The sequence below is a fragment of the Actinomycetota bacterium genome (genome assembly GCA_014360645.1).
In the GTDB taxonomy this organism is placed as follows: Bacteria; Actinomycetota; Geothermincolia; order Geothermincolales; family RBG-13-55-18; genus Solincola_B.
This window is the reverse complement of the sequence record JACIXD010000004.1, coordinates 147,554-164,605: the sequence shown is the minus strand read 5'-3', so window position 1 is coordinate 164,605 and position 17,052 is coordinate 147,554. Positions and strand designations below refer to the sequence as shown.

Genomic DNA, 17,052 nt, shown 5'->3' with positions numbered 1-17,052 from the left:
TGCCGCCGCCGTTCCCTCCTCGGTCGGGCTACCCGACGTTTCTCAAGCCGGTGCGGAGGGCAGGCCCGTGCTCAGGACGTGGAGCCCTCGGTGGCCTCCACGATGCGCTTTCCCAGCCTGCCTTTTCCCAGGTCGACCTCCATCTGCTTGATCTGCTGCATGATGAGCTTCTTCAGGAACTGGAACACCGCGAAGCGCACCAGCTGCTGTACCATCGACCTCTCCTTGCCGCCCTTCTCGCGCCCCTTTCGGCCCTTGCCCTTGCGGGCCGCCTCCTGCTCCTTCCTGCGTTGCTCCGCGAGCCTCGCCCTGGCCTTCGCCCGCTGCTTGAGCAGCTTCTTCGCCTTGCGGCGCTTCCTCAGGCGGCGCAGGATGACCAGCGCCGCTACGGCGCCCAGCAGCGCCCCCACCTTCTGAGCCTGCTTCTCTCCCTCGGGCCCGTTCACGATACAGCCACCTCCTCGCTTGTTTCCGCGGCCCCGCGCAGCGGTTTTCCGCCACGGTTTCCGCGGAGCGGCTCCAGCCTCCCCGCCCGCCGCCGCGCGGCCGCGGGACGCACGGCGCGGACAGGTGTATTATAAACCGCCCGCCACCTCCCCGCGCGCGCGGCACTTCACGCGGCGGGCAGAGGGGTGCGCCGGGCCTTCCTTGCCGGCCCCGGCCGCGGCCCGCCTCGTCTTCCCGGGATCCCCGGCGGGGAGAGGCGGCGGGAACGCGGGGCCGCCCTTACAGCCGCCCCTGGAAGCACGGCTGTAGAAGGGGGAACCGGATGAGGAGGGGGAGCGTTCGTCGGAGGAGGGCGTTCTCGGTTGACGCTGCGAGCGGCGCTGCTTATCTTTAGGTAGCGTTTCCCTGCGCGTGGAGGGAGGCGCCGACGCGTGCCCCGCCGCATGCGGGGCGGGACGGTTGACGCGAGAGGGAAAGAGAGAGGAGGGGGCGTTGTCGGGCAGCGCGAAGAGCCCCGTGCGGGACATCCTCGCGGGAGCCGCGAGGGACGTGTGGGCGCGCCCGCTCATGTGGCTGCTGCTATCCGCATCCGCGGTGCCGCTGGTCTTCCTCTTCTATTTCCTGGTGCCCGGGGCGCCGGCGCGCTGGTACATCCTCCTCCTCACCGCGGGATACAGCGCCTGTTTCTGCGCACAGTTCCTCTTCTGGTGCATGGCGGTTTTCCTCTACCGCCGAGACGGAGCACCCGGCTACGGCGAAGCCTACGCGCGCATGCGGTCCCGCGCGCGGCCCGCCCTGCTGCCGGGACTGGTCATGGGGGTGGTGGCGGTCTTCGCCTTCATGGCCGCCCAGATGCTGGTGAGCCTGGCCTTGAGCTTCCTCCTCAGCGGCGGCGTGGGAGCGGGCAGCCTTTTCGCGCTCACCCTGGTGCATTTCTACCTCAGCTATCTGGCGGCCGACCTGGTGATGGTGCTGCTCGTCCTGGTGCCCCAGATGATCTGCCTGGAGGGGGGAGAAAAGATAGAGGAGGTCTTCCGTGCCAGCTATGCCCTGGTCCGGGAGAGGTACCGGGACGCGGTGGTGCTGTTCATCGTCCCGGAGCTGGTGGTCCGCACCCTTTTCCTGGGCGCCTCCTTCGCCGCCTACTATGTGCCTGGTCCCGGCCTCATCTTCGCCCTCCTGCTCGTGAGCATGTCCCTGTTGGAAGGAGGGAGGACGGCCTTTGTGGCCGCCGCCTTCAACCGTATGTATTACCTTATCCTGGAAGAAGAGAAGAAAAGGAAGAAACAGAAGGAAAGGGGCGGAAAGCGGGAGCCCGCCCGCGAGGGCGGTTCCGGAAGGCCCTCGGGAAGGCGGGAGGCCAAAGGGACTCCCGGGGGCGGCAGGGCCGGGGCGGCCCGTCCGGGCAGGCCGCAGGGGGGCAGGGAGAAGAAACGATAGAAAGCCCGTCGAGCCGACGCCTTATCCATGGATGCTGAAAGGCAGAGACGCTGAGTCGAAGAGGCGGGGATCATCGGAGGTTCGCCGGTCGACGGGAGGCCAAAGGGACTCCATGGGGCGGCAGGGCCGGGGCGGCCCGTCCGGGCAGGCCGCAGGGGGGCAGGGAGAAGAAACGATAGAAAGCCCATCGAGCCGACGCCTTATCCATGGATGCTGAAAGGCAGAGACGCTGAGTCGAAGAGGCGGGGATCATCGGAGGTTCGCCGGTCGACGGGAGGCCAAAGGGACTCCATGGGGCGGCAGGGCCGGGGCGGCCCGTCCGGGCAGGCCGCAGGGGGGCAGGGAGAAGAAACGATAGAAAGCCCGTCGAGCCGACGCCTTATCCATGGACGCTGAAGGGCAGAGCCGGCTCGGCGGCTCCGCCCCCGGTCCCGCTTTTTCCGGATGACCGCTCAGTCGAATATCTCGTGTTCCGGGAAGACGAAATACTTGACGTCCTTGGCGTAGCGGATGAGCTCAGGCCGGAAATCGGGGTGGGCGATGGAGATGAGCGCCCTGGCCCTCTCCCTGAGGGTCTTGCCCTTGAGGTTCACCACCCCGTATTCCGTGGCCACGTACATGACGTCGGTTCGGGTGAGGGTGACGGCAGCCCCGGGCTTCAACCGGGGCACGATCTTGGAGACCAGCTCTCCCGTCGCCTTGTCTATGGTGGTGGAGTGGGTGGCGATGAAGGCGCGGCCTCCCTTGGCCATGTAGGCGCCGCGCGTGAAATCCACCTGCCCGCCGGTGGCGCTGTACTGAAGGTGCCCGATGGACTCCGAGCAGCACTGGCCGGTGAGGTCTATCTCCAGGGTGGCGTTGATGGCCACCATGTTGTCGTTCTTGGCCACGTTGTTGGGGTCGTTGTTGAAGCTGATGGGGCTGAAGTAGATCATGGGATTGTCGTCCAGCCACTTGTAGAGTTCCGTGGATCCCGCGGCGAAGAAGGCGTTGAACTGGTAGGGGAAGAAGGTCTTCCGGGTGTTGTCCAGCGCCCCCGCCTCGAAGAGTTTCATGATGGCGTCGGGAATCATCTCCGTGTAGCATCCCAGGTGCTTCTTCTCCAACAGGCATTCGCCGATGGCGTTGGGCACCGCCCCGATGCCCAGCTGGATGGTGTCGCCGTCGTTGATGTACTTGGCGATGTTCTCGGCTATGGCGCGGTCGGTGTCGGTGATGGGGTCGGGCGGCAGGTCGATAAGGGGATGATGGTTCTCGACCACCGCCTTCACCTGGGATATATGGTAGAAGTTGGCACCGTGCACGGTGGGCTGGTGCTCGTTCACCTCCACCACCAGCTCGTCCAGCTTGTGCAGCACGTCCAGGAAATTCCCCGACACGCCCGCGCACATGTAGCCGTGGCGGTCCATGGGCCCCACCTGCGTGAACACCTTGCGGTATCCGGCGTACTCCGACGCCAGGCGCGGGAGGTCGGAGAAATGGAAGGGGGTGTGCACGCTGATCCCCTCGTGCAGCGCCTGGCGGTCCAGGGGGGTGGCGTAGAGGTTGTTGAACAGTATGTGCTTCGAGAGCTCGAGTTTGAGGATCTTGTAGGTGGGCGCGAGCATGATGAGGCCCCCGAAGGAAACGTCGTGGAGTTCCTCCGCCCGGTCGAAGAGGGCGCTAAGAATGGCGTCGGGGGCGCAGGACCCGCTGCCGCAGAACAGCCTGTCCCCGTCCCTCACCGTCTTGGCGACCTCCTCGGGGGTGGTGAGCTTGCGCTTGTACTCCTCTTCCCACTTGTTCATCTCTCTCCCTCCCGTTACACGTTCCGATCGCTTTCCCTCGCAGCCAATTTACCGTCATGTGTGACCGCGGAAGTTCCGTCGGGTTCGCCGGCGCAGGAGATAGCCCGGGGATCGACGTCGTCGTAAAGGGATACCCGAGTGCCATGAGGATCTGGATACACGGCATAGGCGCAATGGCCGTGCGGCGTGTAATGCTGCAATCCCTGCTCCCGCGTCATCGCCGTTCTCTACCGCGATTCTTTTCGCCCCCTCGCGTCCCGCCGAGAGGGCCGGAAAGATTTTAACCCGGGAAGAGCGTCAAGACAAGATGTAAAGTGTTAATCGCTGCTTGCTATTATTTACGTCGCAGAGGGCATCTGCCGTCACCCTGGAGTCGTCAACGCCCGCGCTGCGGCGGCGGCCGCCGGGGAGGGGCTTCCCTTCAGTTGAGCAGGGGCTCCACGTGGTTCTTTATCTTGGCCTTGATGCGGCAGAGGGCGTTGTCCACCACCTTGGTATCGCGGTTTATCTCGTCCGCGATCTCCCGGTAGCTCTTTCCCTCGAGATAGGAGACCAGGACATTCCACTCCAGCCCGCTCAGCTTTTCCCTCAGGATATGGATGATCCTGGAAACCTCATCCTCGAAGATGAAGATGTCCAACGGGTCCTCGGCCTTGGTGGCGATGTTCCCCCCGGCGTAATAGACGAGGTCTCCGCTCTCGTCGAAGACGCTGGCCTCCAGGGGGCGGTAGCAGCTCAAGGGATTGTGCTTCTTGCGGGTGTAGGTCTTTACCGCGGTGATGATCTGGCGCGTGATGCAGAGAACGGCGAAGGAACGGAAGGAGCAGATGTCGTTGAACTTGTAGTCCCTGATCGCCTTGTAGAGGCCGATCATGCCCTCCTGCACGGTATCGTCGTGCTCCGCGCCGTCCAGGAAATATGACTTTGCCTTCACGTGGACAAGGTACTGGTACTTGTTGAGCAGGTACGACAGCGCTCGGGAATCCCCGCGTCTGGTCTGGGCGATGAGGTCCTCGTCGCTCATCTCGTCATAGGAGATCTCCAGATAGTAAGGCCTGGTCTTTTCCCTTACTGGCAAGCCATCCCCTCCTCGCTCTGAGCCCACATGTTGTATATTTTGGGATATGATAAACCATATATATAGGACATGTCAACATTTTGTGGAATAATTGATGTTGATTCCACAACATGCTGTATCGCTGCTCTGCAGGTGCGTCCGGAGGAGTCGAGGGGCGCGCGGCCGCGGAAGCCGCCTGGCGGCGGTCAGGGAGAAAAGGAGGAGAGGGAGGAAAAGAGGAGAGGGAGGATTATGCCGGGCCGAACGGCATCCGCGCGGGGGCTCGCGAAGCTCCGGTAGGGCACGGGTTCGCCGGACGCGGGATGGGGGCGTGGATGGACGTACGCTGCCCATGGGCGGAACGCGGGCGTATACTGTTCCCGGCGCCGTGCAAGAGAGGGAGAGAGGCGGCTCCGCTCCGGATGGGGCCGCGGGCCTGCGACGCCATGGTGAGCGCATGGATGAGGAGGCCTCCTTATGAGGGATTCGGGTGCGCGTCCCGAAGAGGTCGGGGGCGGAGAGGTCGCCGCGGCCGTGAGGGCCAAGCTGCGCGCGGACCTGGTGGCGCTCCGCCGCGCCGTGCGCGAGTGCAGGCTCTGCCCGGGAAGGGGTGGAGGCATACCCGGTCGGGGGGAGCCGGGATCCGTCCTCTTCCTCCTCGCCGGGATGCCGGGCCCCGGCGCCTCCTCGTCCAACCCCTGGGGTTCGTGGCGGGAGACGGTTTATGCCGGAACGCGTGAGCTCTGGGGCCGGGACGCGGAGTCGGTCTATCTATCCACCGCCCTGCGCTGCCCCGCGGCCCGCGTGACGCGCAAGGAAGTGCAGAGGTGCTCGGCGTATCTCGCCGAGGAGCTGCACCTGGTCGGCCCGCGCCTGGTGGTGGTGTCGGGCAGGGTGGCGGCGGTCGCCCTGCGGGACGCCCTGGGCGGCGCGGTCCCCGCCGATCCCAGGGCGGGGGATTCCTTCACCCTCTCCGCGACCACCTTCCTCTTCGACCTCGACGTCGCCAGGGTGGAGGGGGACGAGAAAGCTTCGCGGATCTTCTGGGAGGTGCTCAAGAAGGCCGGCGATTTCCTGTAGGGCGCGAGGGGGCGGGGCAGGGCCTCGCCGCGGGCATGGAGCGGCGGCCCCGGGCGGCTGCGGGCCGATGACGCCGTTTCGATACGGCAGGCGCTTTCCGGTTTGAAGAGCGGGAGACCACATCGCCATCCGGACAAACCGGGCCAACTCGACAGGAGGTAAGGGATATCTTCCCATTATCGGCGCTTGTTGAACGCTTGCGGCTCATCTGTTTTACTTTAAGGTGACGTCCGGGTGCAAGGAGGGCGAATTGGAGATAAGGCCGCGTCTCGAGGCTTACCTGCGCAAGTACTGGATACTCTTCCGCATGAAGACCATGTTCATATACATCTTCCCCACCACCCTGGGCTTCGCCTCCGCGGCGGCGGAAGGGGGCAGGCTGGCCGGCTATAAGATAGCCCTCATGTACCTGGGCTTCCTGTGCGGCTCTTTCTTCTCCAGCTCGCTCAACTTCTACGCCGATGTGGAATCGGACCGCCTGCACAACGACATGTACAAGGGAGACCTGCATATGTCCGACCAGCCCTTCGCCACGGGGGAGATGGGCAGGCTCGAGACGGCGCTGCTCTTCCTGCTGTCGGGCGCGGGCTGTATTTTCTTCTCCCTCCTGGTCAACGCGTGGTACGCCCTGTTCATGGTGGGTTCCGTGGTCATCCTGGGCATCCTTTATTCCCATCCCTGGTTCCGCCTCAAGGCGAAACCGGTGCTGGACATCGCCACCAACGCCTTCGGAGCGGTGATCCTGCTGGTGGCGGGATGGAACGCCCTACTGCCCGGGACCTGGCCGGGGTTCTGGCCGCTCTCCTTCGGCTTTCTCTTCTCCGCCACCCTCTACATCCCCAGCGTGGCCAACGACGTGCCCTTCGACGAGGCGGCGGGCTTTCGCACCTCCGGCGTGGTCTTCGGCGCGGACGCCATGCTCAAGGCCATGATCCCCATGTGCGTCCTGCTCATCCCGGTGGCGGTTTACAACTTCACCCTCCCCATCGCCTGGACCTTCAAGCTCTTCTTCGCCCTGGCGCTGCCGGGGGCCATCGTCTTCACCGCGGGCATGCACCTGCTGTGGAAACCCCCCCACATACGCTTCAACGCCGGCCTCCTGGTCTACCCCATCGCCGCCCTCCTGGTCTTCTGCTTCGTCTATGCCGTGAACGCGGCTCTGGGGTAGCGAGAAGGCGGCCGTCACCGCGCCCCCTGGTCGCCGGGGGCTCCCGGGACAACATGGGCCTTTGCCGCTTCCCGTAACATCCCCCCGGGTGCCGGGGGATCCCGTGAAGAACCCGCGTTTCCGCCGCCGGCCGTCACCGCGCCCCCTGGTCGCCGGGGGCTCCCGGGACAACATGGGCCTTTGCCGCTTCCCGTAACATCCCCCCGGGTGCCGGGGGATCCCGTGAAGAACCCGCGTTTCCGCCGCCGGCCGTCACCGCGCCCCCTGGTCGCCGGGGGCTCCCGGGACAACATGGGCCTTTGCCGCTTCCCGTAACATCCCCCCGGGTGCCGGGGGATCCCGTGAAGAACCCGCGTTTCCGCCGCCGGCCGTCACCGCGCCCCCTGGTCGCCGGGGGCTCCCCGTGAACGAGTAGGAGCGACTCGTGCCCGGCCGGGGGAGGTGCCGCATGTGCCGCATCCCGCATTGGGGAAGGCCTCCGGGGCGCGTTCGAGCCCTTGAGGCCGTCGTCAGGCGCCGCGTCCGGGATGAAAAGGCGGAATCAGTGCGGGCGCTTACTTCAAAATACCAGCTCAGAGCCTGTTTTGAATGTAACATGAATTCTGTAAAAACTCTTGACAATAATGTTGTAAGGAATTATATTTAACTTGCGCTAAAGTGTGATAAGACCAAAGACAGCGCGATGAAATAAAGAAGGAGGAAGAGGAAAATGGCGAAAGCAGTGGGAATCGACCTGGGTACCACCAACTCCGTGGTGTCCGTGCTCGAGGGCGGGGAGCCCATCGTCATCCCCAACAGCGAGGGCGGACGCACTACCCCGTCGGTGGTGGCCATCTCCAAGACGGGGGAGTGGCTGGTCGGCCAGGTGGCCAAGCGCCAGGCGGTGACCAACCCGGAGAACACCGTGATGTCCATCAAGAGGAAGATGGGCACCACGGAGAAGGTGAAGCTCGGGGACAAAGAGTACACCCCGCAGGAGATCTCCGCCAAGATCCTGCAGAAGCTCAAGGCCGACGCGGAGGAGTACCTGGGGGAGAAGATCACCGACGCGGTGATCACCGTGCCCGCTTACTTCAACGACGCCCAGAGGACGGCCACCAAGGAGGCGGGGCGTATCGCGGGGCTCAACGTGCTGCGCATCATCAACGAGCCCACGGCCTCGTCCCTTGCCTACGGCCTGGACAAGGAGAACGACCAGACCATCCTGGTCTTCGACCTGGGCGGGGGCACCTTCGACGTGTCAATCCTGGACATCGGCGACGGGGTCTTCGAGGTCAAGTCCACCGCGGGCAACACCCAGCTCGGCGGCGACGACTGGGATCAGCGCATCATCAACTGGATGGCCGAGGACTTCAAGGCCAAGAACGGCATCGACCTTCGCGAGGACAAGATGGCCTTGCAGAGGCTCAAGGAGGCGGCGGAGAAGGCGAAGATAGAGCTCTCCACCACCACCCAGACCAACATCAATCTTCCTTTCATCACCGCCACTCCGGAGGGTCCCTTGCACCTGGACATGACCCTGACCAGGGCGGAGTTCGAGAAGATGACCGCGGACCTGCTGGAGAAGTGCGTGGGGCCGTTCAAGCGCGCGCTCAAGGACGCCAACCTCGAGCCCAAGGACATCGATCACGTCATCCTGGTGGGCGGTTCCACGCGCATGCCCATGGTGCAGGACCTGGTGCGCAGGCTCTGCGGGGGCAAGGAACCCCACAAGGGCATCAACCCCGACGAGGTGGTGGCCATGGGCGCCGCCATCCAGGCCGGGGTGCTCAAGGGCGAGGTGAAGGACGTCCTGCTCCTGGACGTGACCCCGCTGTCCCTGGGCATCGAGACCCTGGGTGGCGTGTTCACCAAGCTCATCGAGCGCAACACCACCATCCCCACGCGCAAGAGCGAGATCTTCACCACTGCGGCGGATGGGCAGACCAGCGTGGACATCAAGGTCTATCAGGGTGAGCGCGAGATGGCGGCCTACAACAAGCTCATCGGCAATTTCCAGCTGGTGGGCATACCGCCGGCGCCGCGCGGGGTGCCACAGATCGAGGTGGCCTTCGACATCGACGCCGACGGCATCCTGCATGTATCGGCCAAGGACCTGGCCACGGGCAACGAGCAGAAGATTACCATCACCGCTTCCAGCGGGCTCACCGAGGAGGAGATCGAGCGCATGGTGAAGGACGCCGAGGCCCACGCCGAGGAGGACAGGCGCCGGCGCGAGGAGGCCGAGGTGCGCAACAACGCCGACAGCCTGGTGTACACCACCGAGAAGAGCCTGCGCGACCTCGGCGAGCAGGTGTCCCCCGATGACCGCAAGGCCATAGAGAAGGCGCTGGAGGACGTCAAGGAGGCCCTCAAGGGGAACGACATCGACGACATCCGGCGCAAAACGGAGATCCTCATGCAGGCCTCCTACAAGCTGGCCGAGCACATGTACGCCCAGGCCAAGACGGAAGGGGCCCACGTGGGGCCGGAGGGAGACGGCAGCTACGGGGCCACCGAGGAGGCCGAGGGCGAGGTCATAGACGAGGCGGAGTACGAGGAGATGTAAGGTCGGGAGGCGCCCCGCGCCTCCCCCTTGAAAATAAAAAAGCAGGAAAGGAGTGAGGGAAATGGCGATCGTGAGATGGGATCCATTCCGGGACCTGATGAACCTGCAGGACGAGGTGAACCGCCTCTTCCGGCGCAGCTTCTTCAGGGGAGTGGAGTCGCCGGCGGCGGTGGAGACCGCGGCCACCTGGGCGCCCGCCCTCGACATGTACGAGAGCGACGACAAGCTCACCGTCGAGGTGGAGCTGCCCGGCCTTGACGCCAAGGATATCGACATCTCTTTGGAGGACGATATCCTGCACGTCAAGGGCGAGAGGAAGTTCTCCAACGAGGTGAAGGAGGAGAACTACCACCGCATCGAGCGCGCCTACGGTTACTTCGAGCGCAACATACCGCTGCCGCGCAAGGTGGACGCGGACAAGGTCACTGCCTCCGTCTCCGGCGGCGTGCTCAAGATCGAGATGCCCAAGGCGGAGGAGGCCAAGCCGAAGCAGATCCCCATCAAGGTGGAGGGAGAGAAAAAGGAATAATCCCTCCCGAAAGAGGTCCTGGTAGCTGGGGCTGGGCGGCGGTCCAGCCCCAGCCGTGAGGACGGGGGTCTGAGAGAGGTGGTAGAGGATGAGCGAGGACAAGAGGGATAGGAAAAAAGAGGAAAGAGAAGAGGAGAAGGCGGTGAGCCCGGAGGGGACTGCGGAAGGAGCCGCGGAGGCCCCGCGGGAGGACGAGGGCTCCGAGAAGCGGCGCCGCGAGCTGCACCACCTCACCAAGAAGGAGCTGGAGGAGATGATCATCACGCTCGAGGGCAGGCTCCAGGAGGCGGAGCGCAAGGCGCGGGAGTACCTGGATGACGCCCAGAGGCAGAGGGCAGAGTTGGACAACTACAGGAAGCGGATGATCAGGGAGCAATCGCGCATCATCGAGACGGCGAACCGTTCCCTCATCGCGGATCTGCTTCCCGTTATCGATAACCTGGAGAAGGCGCTGCAGTCGTGCGAGGGGCGCGACGACGCCCTGGCGCGCGGCGTGGCCATGGTCCACGAGCAGCTCATGTCCATATTGAAGAGGGAGGGGCTGGAGGAGATAAACCCCCACGGACACCCCTTCGACCCCGAGGAGTGCGAGGCGGTGATGGCGGTGGTGAGCGACGACCACGAGGACGAGACGGTGGTTGAGGTGCACCAGAAGGGCTACCGGTACAAGGGCAGCCTGCTGCGTCCCGCCAGGGCCACGGTGAGCAAATGCGAGTGAGCGGGGCAGGTCCGGGATACCGGCGCCTCACAGGCAAGGGGCGAGGGCCGCGGAGGGAACCGCGCGGCACGGAGGTCCGCGGCCCGGGAGACGATCTGCGGGCTGGACTTCCGCGACCGGCAGGCGGAGACGTGGCGCGCCCGGCCGGGAAGCCCTGTCGAATACTTGCGAGAGAGGTAACGGAAGGTGAACGGGAACAAGGATTACTACCAGGTACTGGGAGTCGATAAGAAGGCGTCCCAGAAGGAGATCAAGGATGCCTACCGCAAGCTTGCCCGCAAATACCATCCCGACGCCAACCCGGGGGACAAGAGCTCCGAGGAGAAGTTCAAGGAGATATCGGAGGCCTACGAGGTCCTCTCCGACCCCGAGAAGCGCAAGCAGTACGACGCGGGCGGGATGTTCATGGGCGGCGGCCCCGGACCCGGGTTCGGACCCTTCGATTTCAGCTCCTTCGGCGGGCGTCCGGGTTCGCGCACCTATACCTACCAGGGCGACCTGGGAGACCTGGGTGACCTGTTCAATCTCTTCGGGGGCATGGGCACGGGCGCGGGCACGCGGCGCCGCAGAGAGGCCGCGCGGGGCAGGGACATCTCCGCCGACGTCACCATATCCTTCGAGGAGGCGCTGTCCGGCGTCACCGTTCCCCTCACGGTGACGGCGAAGAGCGCCTGCCCGGAATGCAGGGGAAGCGGGGCCAGGCCGGGCACCCTGCCCAAGACCTGCCCCAACTGCGGAGGCCGGGGGTCGGTCTCGCAGAACCAGGGGCTGTTCGCCTTCTCGCGGCCTTGCCCCACGTGCGGCGGGCGTGGAACGGTGATCGAGAACCCCTGCGGGAAGTGCGGGGGCACGGGGGTCAGGGAGATGCCCCGCAACATCAAGGTGAAGATCCCGGCGGGGATAAACGACGGCGGCAAGGTGCGCTTCCCCGGCAAGGGAGAGGCGGGCCCGCTGGGCGCGCCACCGGGGGACCTCTACGTGAACGTCCACGTGCGCCCGCACCGGTATTTCAGGCGCAAGGACGCAGACATCCTCCTGGACCTGCCCCTGACCTTCGCCGAGGCGGCGCTCGGGACCACGGTGGAGGTTCCCACCGTGCACGGCAAGGTGAAGCTGAAGATACCCGCGGGGACCGCGGACGGCAGGAGGTTCCGCCTCAGGGGCAAGGGGGCGCCCAAGCCCAGGGGCAAGGGGCACGGCGACATGATCGTCACCGCGCGCGTGGTGGTGCCCAAGAAGGTGACCGCCAAGGAGAGGGAGCTGCTGAAGAAGCTCCAGGAGCTGGAGAAGGAGAACCCGCGGGCCTTCCTGGAGGAGTAGGTGATGGAACATGGACGCGAAAAAGGCGAGCGATGAGCCGGTTTACGTGATAAGCGTGGCGGCCCGCCTGGCGGACGTGCACCCCCAGACCCTGCGCATATACGAGCGCAAGGGGCTCATCAGCCCCCAGCGGGTGCGCAACCGCCGGCGCTACTCGGAGGCGGACATCGAGAGATGCCGGCTCATACAGGAGCTCACCCAGGAGAGGGGGGTCAACCTGGCCGGCGTGAAGATGATCCTGGAGATGCGCGGCAGCATGGAGGCCATGCGCGAGCGCATCCTCTCCATGGAGAGGGAGATGGAGGCCATGCGGCGCGAGGTCGAGGAGCGGGTGCGCGAGGTGCGCGAGAGCTTCCGCAACGACATCGTGCCCGTGAGCCGGGGGGCCATCGTGCTGAGGCGCGATATGAACCCTTTCCGCAGTATGGCCGGCCGTCCACCCCGCTGAGTCAGAGGGCGGATGGTCGCGAAGCGCTCACGGGCGGGGCGGCCGGGATCGCGCATCGCCCGAGGAGGGGCGGGAGGCCGCCAGGAGAGAAAGAGGAAGACGAGGAAAGGGAAAACACGAAGGGAGCCGCTCCACGGAGAACGGATGCGGGAGCCGCGGCGGGAAGAGAGCCGCTTTGCGTGCGGTCCGAGCGTCCGGAAGCCGGGGACCGGCCCCGAGGAGAGGTGATGATATATGGTAAGGTTTGACAAATTCACGGTTAAGGCCCAGGAAGCCCTGACCGATGCGCAGAGGATCGCCGGGGAGAGACACCACCAGTTCATGGAGGCCGAGCACCTTCTCCTGGCTCTGCTGCGCCAGGAGGGGGGCACCGTCCCCGCCCTGCTGGCGAAGCTGGGAGCCGACGGCGGCATGCTGGCCTCCGAGGTGGAGGCGGCCCTGGACGGGCTGCCCAGGGTCACCGGCGCGGTGGGGCAGGTGCAGATCTCGCCGGGGCTCGCGGCGCTGCTTGAGGCCGCCCTCGCCGAGGCCGACGCCATGAAGGACGAGTACATCTCCACCGAGCACGTCTTTCTGGCCATGGCCGAGGAGAAGAAGGGCGAGGCGGCGCGCATCCTGCGCGCCCACGGCATCGACCGCGACCGCGTGCTCAAGGCCCTGGCCGAGGTGCGGGGCAGCCAGCGGGTCACCGATCCTGAGGCGGAGGGGCGCTACCAGTCCCTGGAGCGCTTCGGGCGCGACCTCACCGACCTCGCGCGCCGCGGCAAGCTCGACCCGGTGATCGGGCGCGACGCCGAGATCCGCCGCGTCATGCAGGTGCTCTCCCGGCGCACCAAGAACAACCCCGTGCTCATCGGGGAGCCGGGGACGGGGAAGACGGCCATCGTGGAGGGCCTGGCGCAGCGCATCGTGGAGGGCGACGTGCCCGAGGGCCTCAAGAACAAGCGGGTGGTGGCCCTGGACATCGGGGCTCTGGTGGCGGGGTCCAAGTACCGCGGCGAGTTCGAGGACCGCCTCAAGGCGGTGCTCAAGGAGATCACGGAGGCGGAGGGGGAGATCATCCTCTTCATCGACGAGATGCACACCCTGGTGGGAGCGGGCGCGGCGGAGGGCGCGGTGGACGCCTCCAACATGCTCAAGCCCGCCCTGGCACGGGGGGAGCTGCACGCCATCGGGGCCACCACCCTGGACGAGTACCGCAAGTACATCGAGAAGGACGCCGCCCTGGAGCGCCGCTTCCAGCCCATCTTCGTGGGCGAGCCCGACGTGGAGGACACCATCGCCATCCTCAGGGGGCTGAAGGAGCGCTACGAGGTGCACCACGGGGTGCGCATCCAGGACTCCGCCCTGGTGGCGGCGGCGGTGCTCTCGGACCGCTACATCTCCGACCGCTATCTGCCCGACAAGGCCATCGACCTCGTGGACGAGGCGGCCTCGCGCCTGCGCATCGAGATCGACTCCATGCCCACCGAGATCGACGAGGTGGAGCGGCGCATCAAGCAGCTGGAGATCGAGAAGCAGGCCCTGAGGAAGGAGAAGGACAAGGCCTCGAAGGAGAGGCTGGAGAAGCTGGAGGCGGAGCTGGCCGAGCTGAAGGAGAAGAGCTCGGAGATGAAGGCCCACTGGCAGGCGGAAAAGGAGTGCATCGCCCGCATCCGCGAGCTCAAGGAGCGCCTGGAGCAGGTGAAGATCGAGGAGCAGAAGGCGGAGCGCGAGGGCGACCTGGAGAAGGCGGCCCGCCTGCGCTACGGCGAGACCACCGAGCTGCAGGCGCGGCTCGAGGAGGAGAACCGGCGCCTGCAGGAGCTGCAGAAGGACCGCAAGATGCTCAAGGAGGAGGTGGACGACGAGGACATCGCCGAGGTGGTGTCGGCCTGGACGGGAATCCCCGTGTCCAAGCTCCTGGAGGGCGAGGTGGAGAAGCTCATCCACATGGAGGAGCGGCTGCGCCGCCGCGTGGTGGGCCAGGACGAGGCCCTGGAAAAGGTATCCAACGCCATCCGGCGGGCCCGGGCGGGCCTGCAGGACCCCAACCGCCCCATCGGGTCCTTCCTCTTCCTGGGGCCCACCGGGGTGGGGAAGACGGAGCTGGCGCGCGCCCTGGCGGAGTTCCTCTTCGACGACGAGAAGGCCATGGTGCGCCTGGACATGAGCGAGTACATGGAGCGGCACACCGTCTCCCGTCTCATCGGCGCGCCCCCCGGCTACGTGGGCTACGAGGAGGGGGGCCAGCTCACCGAGGCGGTGCACCGCCGGCCCTACAGCGTCATCCTCCTCGACGAGATCGAGAAGGCGCACACCGACGTCTTCAACCTGCTGCTGCAGATCCTCGACGACGGCAGGCTGACGGACGGGCATGGGCGCACGGTGGATTTCAAGAACACGGTGATCATCATGACCTCCAACCTCGGCAGCCATCTCTATGCCGACATGGCGGGGAGGGACCGCGACGAGGTGCGGGAGGCGGTGATGGACACCTTGAAGGCCCATTTCCGCCCCGAGTTCCTCAACCGCCTGGACGAGATCATCGTCTTCAATCCCCTGGGCATGGAGGAGATCAAGCAGATCGTGGACATCCAGCTCGACCACCTGCGCGCCCGGCTGGCCGACCGCAAGCTGGACATCCGCCTCACCGAGCACGCCAAGGAGGTGCTGGCCTCCGAGGGCTTCGACCCCAACTACGGCGCGCGTCCCCTCAAGCGGGTCATGCAGAGGGAGATCCAGGACAGCCTGGCCCGGCGCCTGCTGGAGGGGGAGTTCGCCGAGGGCGACCTCATCGAGGTGGACGTGGACGCCGACGGCCGGTTCGCCTTCGCCCGCGCCGGGGCCTCGGTATATGCCGAGGCGTGAAGTTGTGAAAGGGGCGTGCCCACACCGGCCGGAATAGCCGCGGCCCGCGGGCCGCGCTGAAGATAGATGAGGGGTCCGCTTTCACGGGCCCCTCGGCCGTTCAAGGGCGCGGGCCTTCCCGTACCCGTGCCGCGGGGTCCAGGCGCACGGTCAGGATGATGCCGCGATGAAAGCGTGCCTGAGCCCGTGCCGCGAGGCGAAAGAGCATCGGGATTCCCGTCGTGGCTTCACTCACGACTTGAGCGCAGTATCGACAGTCGTCATCGGTCGAATGGGTCTCGGGGTTCCTACCGCGGCTTTACCGCGATGACCAGGGCGTTCTCGCCGGACACCTCCCATTCCACCTCGGAGTCCGTCCCGAAAATCCGCTCGAAGCTCCCCTGCACCAGGCCGACGAGGGGCAGCCGCATGCAGGGGTTGTCGAGATGCAGGGAGGCGCCTCCCGCGCCCATGGCGAACTCGCGCAGGTTCCCCAGGCCGCGTACGGCCAGGTGCCGACGCACTTCCTCCACGGGCCGCGAGAAGTCGATGGGGGCTAACCCCTCCTTGACCAGGCGGCGCTGGGCGTCCACCACCAGCCGCGGTATCTCATCGCCCAGCTCCCACTCCAGGGCCTCGAACACCGAGTCCATGAGCCCGGGGCCCAGGACGGTCATGCGGCAGCCGTTATCGCGGTTGGTGATGACGCCGTTCTCCAGGTCCCACTCGCACATGGAGGCGAGCAGGGTGGGGGTGCCGCAGAGGGGACACCTCTCGAGCTCCAGGTCTCCGGCCACGGGCGCGTAGAGGTTGAGCTGGAGGCGCTCCTTGAGTACCTCAGGGTAGGTGGTCCAGGTGGTGGTGAGCTCGAAGAGGCCGGGGCTCACCTCCTCGTAGGTCACGGAGTGCTCCCCGCCCACGGAGGAGGCGATGACCCCCGCGAAGGCCCCCGAGGTCTCCAGGATGGAGAAGGGCTTGAAGATGCTGATGCGGCAGAAATCATCCGCGTCGTTCTCGTAGCGGTAGTCCATGAACTCGTACCTTCCGTAGCCGATGGCGTGGCAGATGTCCATCACCCCCTGGGAGAATACCCGTATGTCCATCTGCTTGCTCCGGATCATCTCCTTCACCGCGGGCGGTGTGAGGGAGTCCATGTACATCTGCGTGCCCCGGGCGATGATGTTGATCACCATGTGGTCGATGGACACGCCTATGGCCTCTCCGATGGCGCGGAAGAGGTCGTCGACGGTATCGCACTCGACCATGGCCATGCGTGCCTGCTGGTTGGCGGCCTGTACGATGTCGCCGTTGGTGAGCCACCTGTGGAGCTGGTGGAACCTGTCCGGCACGCCGCACTCGCCGCATCTCTCGATGACGTCCATTTCCCCTCCCGGACGATCTCTGGTTGCTCCCGCGCCTCGCGGGATCCGTACCTGCGTCGAACCCGCGCCAACCCGCGTGGGATCCAGGGGATGGCTCCCCGGGATGCTCCACCGCGGACGGCATGTTGTATTCATATATCGTCACCGTGAACCGGATCGCTTAAGCGCCCGTTCTCCGCGTGGCACCCTGCCGCGCCTGGTGGGAGCGGCCCCGGCCGCTCTCGGCACAGGGAAGGAGAGGTCTTCCACAAAGAAACGGCATCACCCCGCCGTGCCCGGCGGGACCGGCCCTTAACCCG

13 protein-coding genes are annotated in these 17,052 nt (G+C 65.9%); 9 read left to right on the top strand and 4 right to left on the bottom strand.

The window, feature by feature from the left end:
* Positions 1 to 71: 71 nt before the first annotated feature.
* Complete coding sequence (locus H5T74_04875) at positions 72 to 446, bottom strand: hypothetical protein (protein ID MBC7229710.1); 375 nt, start codon at positions 444 to 446, stop codon at positions 72 to 74.
* Positions 447 to 939: 493 nt separating this feature from the next.
* Here H5T74_04875 and H5T74_04870 point away from each other — a divergent pair, with 493 nt between their 5' ends.
* Positions 940 to 1,887: a hypothetical protein gene (locus H5T74_04870; protein MBC7229709.1), complete on the top strand. Its 948-nt coding sequence runs from the start codon at positions 940 to 942 to the stop codon at positions 1,885 to 1,887.
* A 452-nt stretch (positions 1,888 to 2,339) separates the two neighbouring features.
* Here H5T74_04870 and H5T74_04865 read toward each other — a convergent pair whose 3' ends face one another.
* Complete coding sequence (locus H5T74_04865; GenBank protein ID MBC7229708.1) at positions 2,340 to 3,674, bottom strand: 4-hydroxybutyrate CoA-transferase; 1,335 nt, start codon at positions 3,672 to 3,674, stop codon at positions 2,340 to 2,342.
* A gap of 421 nt (positions 3,675 to 4,095) precedes the next feature.
* Positions 4,096 to 4,698 (bottom strand): RNA polymerase sporulation sigma factor SigH, encoded by a 603-nt coding sequence (gene sigH, locus H5T74_04860; GenBank protein ID MBC7229707.1) that lies wholly within the window; start codon positions 4,696 to 4,698, stop codon positions 4,096 to 4,098.
* A 510-nt stretch (positions 4,699 to 5,208) separates the two neighbouring features.
* On the opposite strand from sigH, the gene H5T74_04855 reads away from it, so the two are divergent.
* From H5T74_04855 to clpB, 8 genes are all read left to right on the top strand, one after another.
* Positions 5,209 to 5,811 (top strand): hypothetical protein, encoded by a 603-nt coding sequence (locus H5T74_04855; GenBank protein ID MBC7229706.1) that lies wholly within the window; start codon positions 5,209 to 5,211, stop codon positions 5,809 to 5,811.
* Positions 5,812 to 6,061: 250 nt separating this feature from the next.
* Entirely contained in the window at positions 6,062 to 6,979 is a 918-nt protein-coding gene (locus H5T74_04850) for a UbiA prenyltransferase family protein (GenBank protein ID MBC7229705.1), read from the top strand.
* 709 nt (positions 6,980 to 7,688) lie between these two features.
* A complete protein-coding gene (gene dnaK, locus H5T74_04845; protein MBC7229704.1) occupies positions 7,689 to 9,527 on the top strand; it encodes a molecular chaperone DnaK in 1,839 nt (612 codons plus the stop codon).
* 61 nt (positions 9,528 to 9,588) lie between these two features.
* Positions 9,589 to 10,056, top strand: coding sequence for an Hsp20/alpha crystallin family protein (locus H5T74_04840; protein ID MBC7229703.1), 468 nt, complete (start codon positions 9,589 to 9,591; stop codon positions 10,054 to 10,056).
* Positions 10,057 to 10,144: 88 nt separating this feature from the next.
* Positions 10,145 to 10,774 (top strand): nucleotide exchange factor GrpE, encoded by a 630-nt coding sequence (locus H5T74_04835; protein ID MBC7229702.1) that lies wholly within the window; start codon positions 10,145 to 10,147, stop codon positions 10,772 to 10,774.
* Between the two features lie 186 nt (positions 10,775 to 10,960).
* Positions 10,961 to 12,094 (top strand): molecular chaperone DnaJ, encoded by a 1,134-nt coding sequence (gene dnaJ / locus H5T74_04830; GenBank protein MBC7229701.1) that lies wholly within the window; start codon positions 10,961 to 10,963, stop codon positions 12,092 to 12,094.
* Positions 12,095 to 12,104: 10 nt separating this feature from the next.
* A complete protein-coding gene (locus H5T74_04825) occupies positions 12,105 to 12,542 on the top strand; it encodes a MerR family transcriptional regulator (GenBank protein MBC7229700.1) in 438 nt (145 codons plus the stop codon).
* Positions 12,543 to 12,776: 234 nt separating this feature from the next.
* Positions 12,777 to 15,392, top strand: a complete 2,616-nt coding sequence (gene clpB / locus H5T74_04820) for an ATP-dependent chaperone ClpB (protein ID MBC7229699.1) — start codon at positions 12,777 to 12,779, stop codon at positions 15,390 to 15,392.
* A 287-nt stretch (positions 15,393 to 15,679) separates the two neighbouring features.
* On the opposite strand, the gene H5T74_04815 is transcribed toward clpB, so the two are convergent.
* Positions 15,680 to 16,753, bottom strand: a complete 1,074-nt coding sequence (locus H5T74_04815) for a hypothetical protein (GenBank protein ID MBC7229698.1) — start codon at positions 16,751 to 16,753, stop codon at positions 15,680 to 15,682.
* Between the last annotated feature and the right edge of the window lie 299 nt (positions 16,754 to 17,052).